Genomic DNA, 3568 nt, shown 5'->3' with positions numbered 1-3568 from the left:
GGTCAGTTCACCTTCGGGGATGTCGTCTGACAGCGTTTCCACCATCTGTCGCGCGCCGTATTTCTTGAAGATTTTCCACCCCATACGGGCGGAGGCAAGATACGCATCGCGCTTGTCGGCGGGCACCGGAACCACGAATCCATCGATGTAGGTCATCTGTTTCCTCCCTGACACAGACTCCGTCTGTTCAGGCTGCGCGCGCCGCGCCGCTCTGGCAACGGTTTCGCGCAGGGCGCGGCTCACGAACCCGTTATCGCTAGCGGCGGTCAGACGGCGCGTTCAAGTTTGGTCGAAAGATGGATCAGGCTTTCGGAAGATTTGACCCCGGTCAACTCTCCGATCTGGTCGAGCACCGCGTCAAGCTGTGCGGTAGAGCCTGCGGCAAGCTGCAACAACAGATCGACCCGCCCCGAAGTGGTATGAAGGCGCTCGACCTCGGGCAGTGCCTTCAGCCGAGTAAGAATCGCTGCCTGCGCCCGCGGCTCGATTGTCAAAAGCACGGTCGCCCGAATCCGCCCCTGTCGCGCGGCCTCGCCCAGCTTCAACGTGTAGCCGGCAATGATTCCAGAAGTCTCCAACCGCTCGAGTCGCGCCTGAATGGTTGATCGCGCAACTTTCAGCCGACGCGCCAAAGTCGCCACCGAAACACGCGCGTCCGCCCCCAGAAGACCCAGAAGCGCGCGATCGAGGTCGTCCATCTGCATCACTCGCAATTTGTTTGTCCGTTTCGTCAATATAACGACCATATGCTACAATTCTAGTCTTTTGATCGGTAAAAATGTGCCCCAGATAGCGGCACATAGTTTCAGGAAAAGGGCGGCTCATACGCACCTGGCCTGGTTGGATGAAACGCGTAAGCGTCTCCCGACCCGTGAAGCCGGGGCAAGAGGTGGCTGCCTTCTGTTGGCAAAGGAAACGCCGATGGGACTGTCAAAGACAATCTGGAACGAACCCGCCGAACTTCTCCGCATCCAGCAACCTGATAATCCGGCGATGTTCTTTGCACCGCAGGTGCTGCAAGCAACCGCACGCCGGTTTCTGAAAGGATTCCCGGGGCTTGTTACCTATGCGGTGAAATCCAACCCCGACGAGATGGTGATTCAGAACCTGCTTGCCGCTGGCATCAAAGGCTTCGATGTCGCGTCTCCGGCGGAAATCGATATGGTGCGTCGCCTCGCGCCCACGGCGGCCCTGCATTACAACAACCCGGTGCGCTCGCGCTCCGAGGTGCTGCATGCGGTGCAGGCTGGCGTGAAAAGCTGGTCGGTCGATAGCCGGTCAGAACTTGCCAAGCTGATCGACCTCGTTCCCGCTGAGGGGTGCGAGATTTCGGTGCGCTACAAGCTGCCGGTGTCGGGCGCTGCCTACAACTTCGGTGCCAAGTTCGGCGCGACGGTGGAACTGGCGGCGGAATTGCTGGCAACGGCGGCAAGCGCGGGCTTCACCCCCTCGTTGACCTTCCATCCCGGCACCCAGTGCACCGACCCGATGGCGTGGGATAGCTACATCCGTGCGGGCGCTGAAATCTGCCGCCTGGCAGGCGTCAAGGCGGTGCGGCTGAATGTGGGCGGGGGGTTCCCCAGCCACCGCGTGACCGATGTGGTGCCGCAACTCGAGGCGATCTTCGGGCTGATCGACCGCGTGGCGACCGAGGCTTTCGGTGCAGATCGTCCGGCGCTGGTGTGCGAACCGGGGCGCGGTCTTGTGGCCGAGGCCTTTACCTTGGCCACCCGCATCAAGGCGATTCGCGATGGCCAGCACGTGTTCATCAACGATGGCGTTTATGGCGGGCTGACCGAGTTGCCGATGGTGGGCAACATCACCCGTGTCGAGGCGATCTCGTCAGAAGGTGTGCGCCGGACCGGTGCACCGATGCCGCGCGTGGTCTTTGGCCCGACCTGTGATTCGGTTGATCGGCTGCCGGGCGAGTTGGAATTGCCCGGCGACATCGAAGAAGGCGATTACCTCGTGTTTCACGGTATGGGTGCCTATTCGATGGCAACCAACACGCGCTTCAATGGCTTTGGCGAAATGACCGTTTCTACCAGCATGTCGCTTGCTCTCTGAGGCGTTTTGGCACTGGTTTGAATTGAACCCCGCCCTATAGTTGGGCGGGGTTTTTGTTGGGGTTGGCGTGCCGGGGCGTTTCATCAGACGGATTGTGGCGTTGTTGGGCGGGCGCAAGCCAACACCCCCCACCGGCGATTTGCACCTTCCACACCGCGCCCCGGTCGATCATGTGGTGCTGCTTGATGGCACGCAGGGCAAGCTTCGCGGTGTCGATCAAACCTCGATCGGGCGTATTTACGAGCTTCTGCGCGAGGCGTCGCCGCGCGGTTCCATCCGCTATGGCCAAGGGCTTCAATGGAATGAATGGGGGCAGTTTTCCCATTCCATTCTGGGCTGGGGCATCGAACAGCAGATCCACCGCACCTATGGCTGGCTTGCAACGCGCTACCGCCCCGGCGACCGCATCTTTTTGCTGGGCTATTCGCGCGGCGCTTTCGCGGTGCGCTCGCTTGCGGGCATCATCGACCGGGTGGGGCTGTTGCGCGCTGATGCAGCAACCGAACGCAACGTGCACCTTGCGTGGCGCTACTATGAAGCGAACGAAGTTCGCCCAGGCACCGAGGCGTTTCGGCGGCGCTTCTGCCACCCCACGGTCGAGATCGAAATGGTCGGCGTTTTCGATACGGTGATGGCGCTGGGGTTTCGCTTTCCGCTCGCTTGGGTGTTTTCAGAGCCGCGCACGCGCTTTCACAACGCCTCCTTGGGCCGCATCGTGCGCCATGGCTATCAGGCGCTTGCGCTTAATGAAACACGCTCGGTCTTTGAACCGCAGGTGTGGGACACGCAGGATACCGGCGCGCTTGGGGTTGAACAGGTGTGGTTTCGCGGCTGCCACGGCGATATCGGTGGCCAGCTTGGGCATGATGAAGCTGCGCGCCCTTTGGCGAACATCCCGCTGGTCTGGATGCTTGAGCGGATGGAGCATCTGGGCCTTGCCTTGCCCGAGGGTTGGCGCGACCGTTTTCCTTGTGATCCGCAGGCACCTTCTGTCGGGTCGTGGCGGGGGTGGAGCAAATTGTTTTGGCTGCGCGCACCGCGCGTTGTCGGGCGCGACCCATCCGAAAGCATCCATGAAAGCGCCGTGGGCGCACGCATGGGCTGGCGCGCGCTGATCCGCCCCGACATCTGGCGGCGCAGGCCAGCATCAGTCGGTGGGGCTGCCCATGATAAGACAGGTGGTGGAACCGGTCGCGTATAGCTTGCCATCGGTGATGCCCCGAATCTCGCCGCGCGCGATTCCGGTTGAACGGCCAACGTGCTGCGCCTCGCCCACCGCCTCGATTTCAACGCCAAGCGGCAAGGCGCGGGCGATGTTGATGCGGTATTCGAGCGTCGTGTAATATTGCCCCTTGGGCACCTTGGTCATCACCGCGCAAGCCATGCAGCTATCAAGCAGCGTTCCATACCAGCCGCCGTGCACGCCGCTCATCGGGTTCGTGTGTTCAAAAAGCGCCGAGCCACGAAAGACCACGCGCCCCGGTTCAACCGAATGAAGGGT

5 protein-coding genes are annotated in these 3568 nt (G+C 61.7%); 2 read left to right on the top strand and 3 right to left on the bottom strand.

Annotated elements, in window-relative coordinates; translation table 11 throughout:
• Both ABY403_RS14575 and ABY403_RS14570 read right to left on the bottom strand, forming a co-directional pair.
• Positions 1-156, bottom strand: a 156-nt coding sequence (locus ABY403_RS14575) for a DUF1428 family protein (protein WP_372841546.1), incomplete at its 3' end; no start/stop codon positions are given.
• Positions 157-266: 110 nt separating this feature from the next.
• On the bottom strand, positions 267-698 hold the full coding sequence (locus tag ABY403_RS14570; RefSeq protein ID WP_372841545.1) for an Lrp/AsnC family transcriptional regulator: 432 nt from the start codon (positions 696-698) through the stop codon (positions 267-269).
• 223 nt (positions 699-921) lie between these two features.
• Here ABY403_RS14570 and ABY403_RS14565 point away from each other — a divergent pair, with 223 nt between their 5' ends.
• Both ABY403_RS14565 and ABY403_RS14560 read left to right on the top strand, forming a co-directional pair.
• The gene (locus ABY403_RS14565) at positions 922-2067 is read left to right on the top strand and encodes a type III PLP-dependent enzyme (protein WP_372841544.1); all 1146 of its coding nucleotides are present in this window, start codon (positions 922-924) and stop codon (positions 2065-2067) included.
• A gap of 67 nt (positions 2068-2134) precedes the next feature.
• Positions 2135-3268, top strand: coding sequence for a DUF2235 domain-containing protein (locus ABY403_RS14560; RefSeq protein ID WP_372841543.1), 1134 nt, complete (start codon positions 2135-2137; stop codon positions 3266-3268).
• Here ABY403_RS14560 and ABY403_RS14555 read toward each other — a convergent pair.
• On the bottom strand, positions 3215-3568 hold a 354-nt coding region (locus ABY403_RS14555), incomplete at its 5' end, for a PaaI family thioesterase (protein ID WP_372841542.1). The genes ABY403_RS14560 and ABY403_RS14555 overlap by 54 nt on opposite strands.

The sequence above is a fragment of the Phaeovulum sp. genome (assembly GCF_041596715.1).
Lineage (GTDB): Bacteria > Pseudomonadota > Alphaproteobacteria > Rhodobacterales > Rhodobacteraceae > UBA6213.
The sequence above is the reverse complement of the archived record's forward strand: the minus strand, read 5'-3'. Positions and strand labels throughout refer to the sequence as shown.

Excerpts from the sequence above, each read along its gene's own strand:
- ABY403_RS14570 (WP_372841545.1), bottom strand. The coding sequence starts at position 698 with ATGGACGACCTCGATCGCGCGCTTCTGGGTCTTCTGGGGGCGGACGCG.
- ABY403_RS14565 (WP_372841544.1), top strand. The coding sequence starts at position 922 with ATGGGACTGTCAAAGACAATCTGGAACGAACCCGCCGAACTTCTCCGC.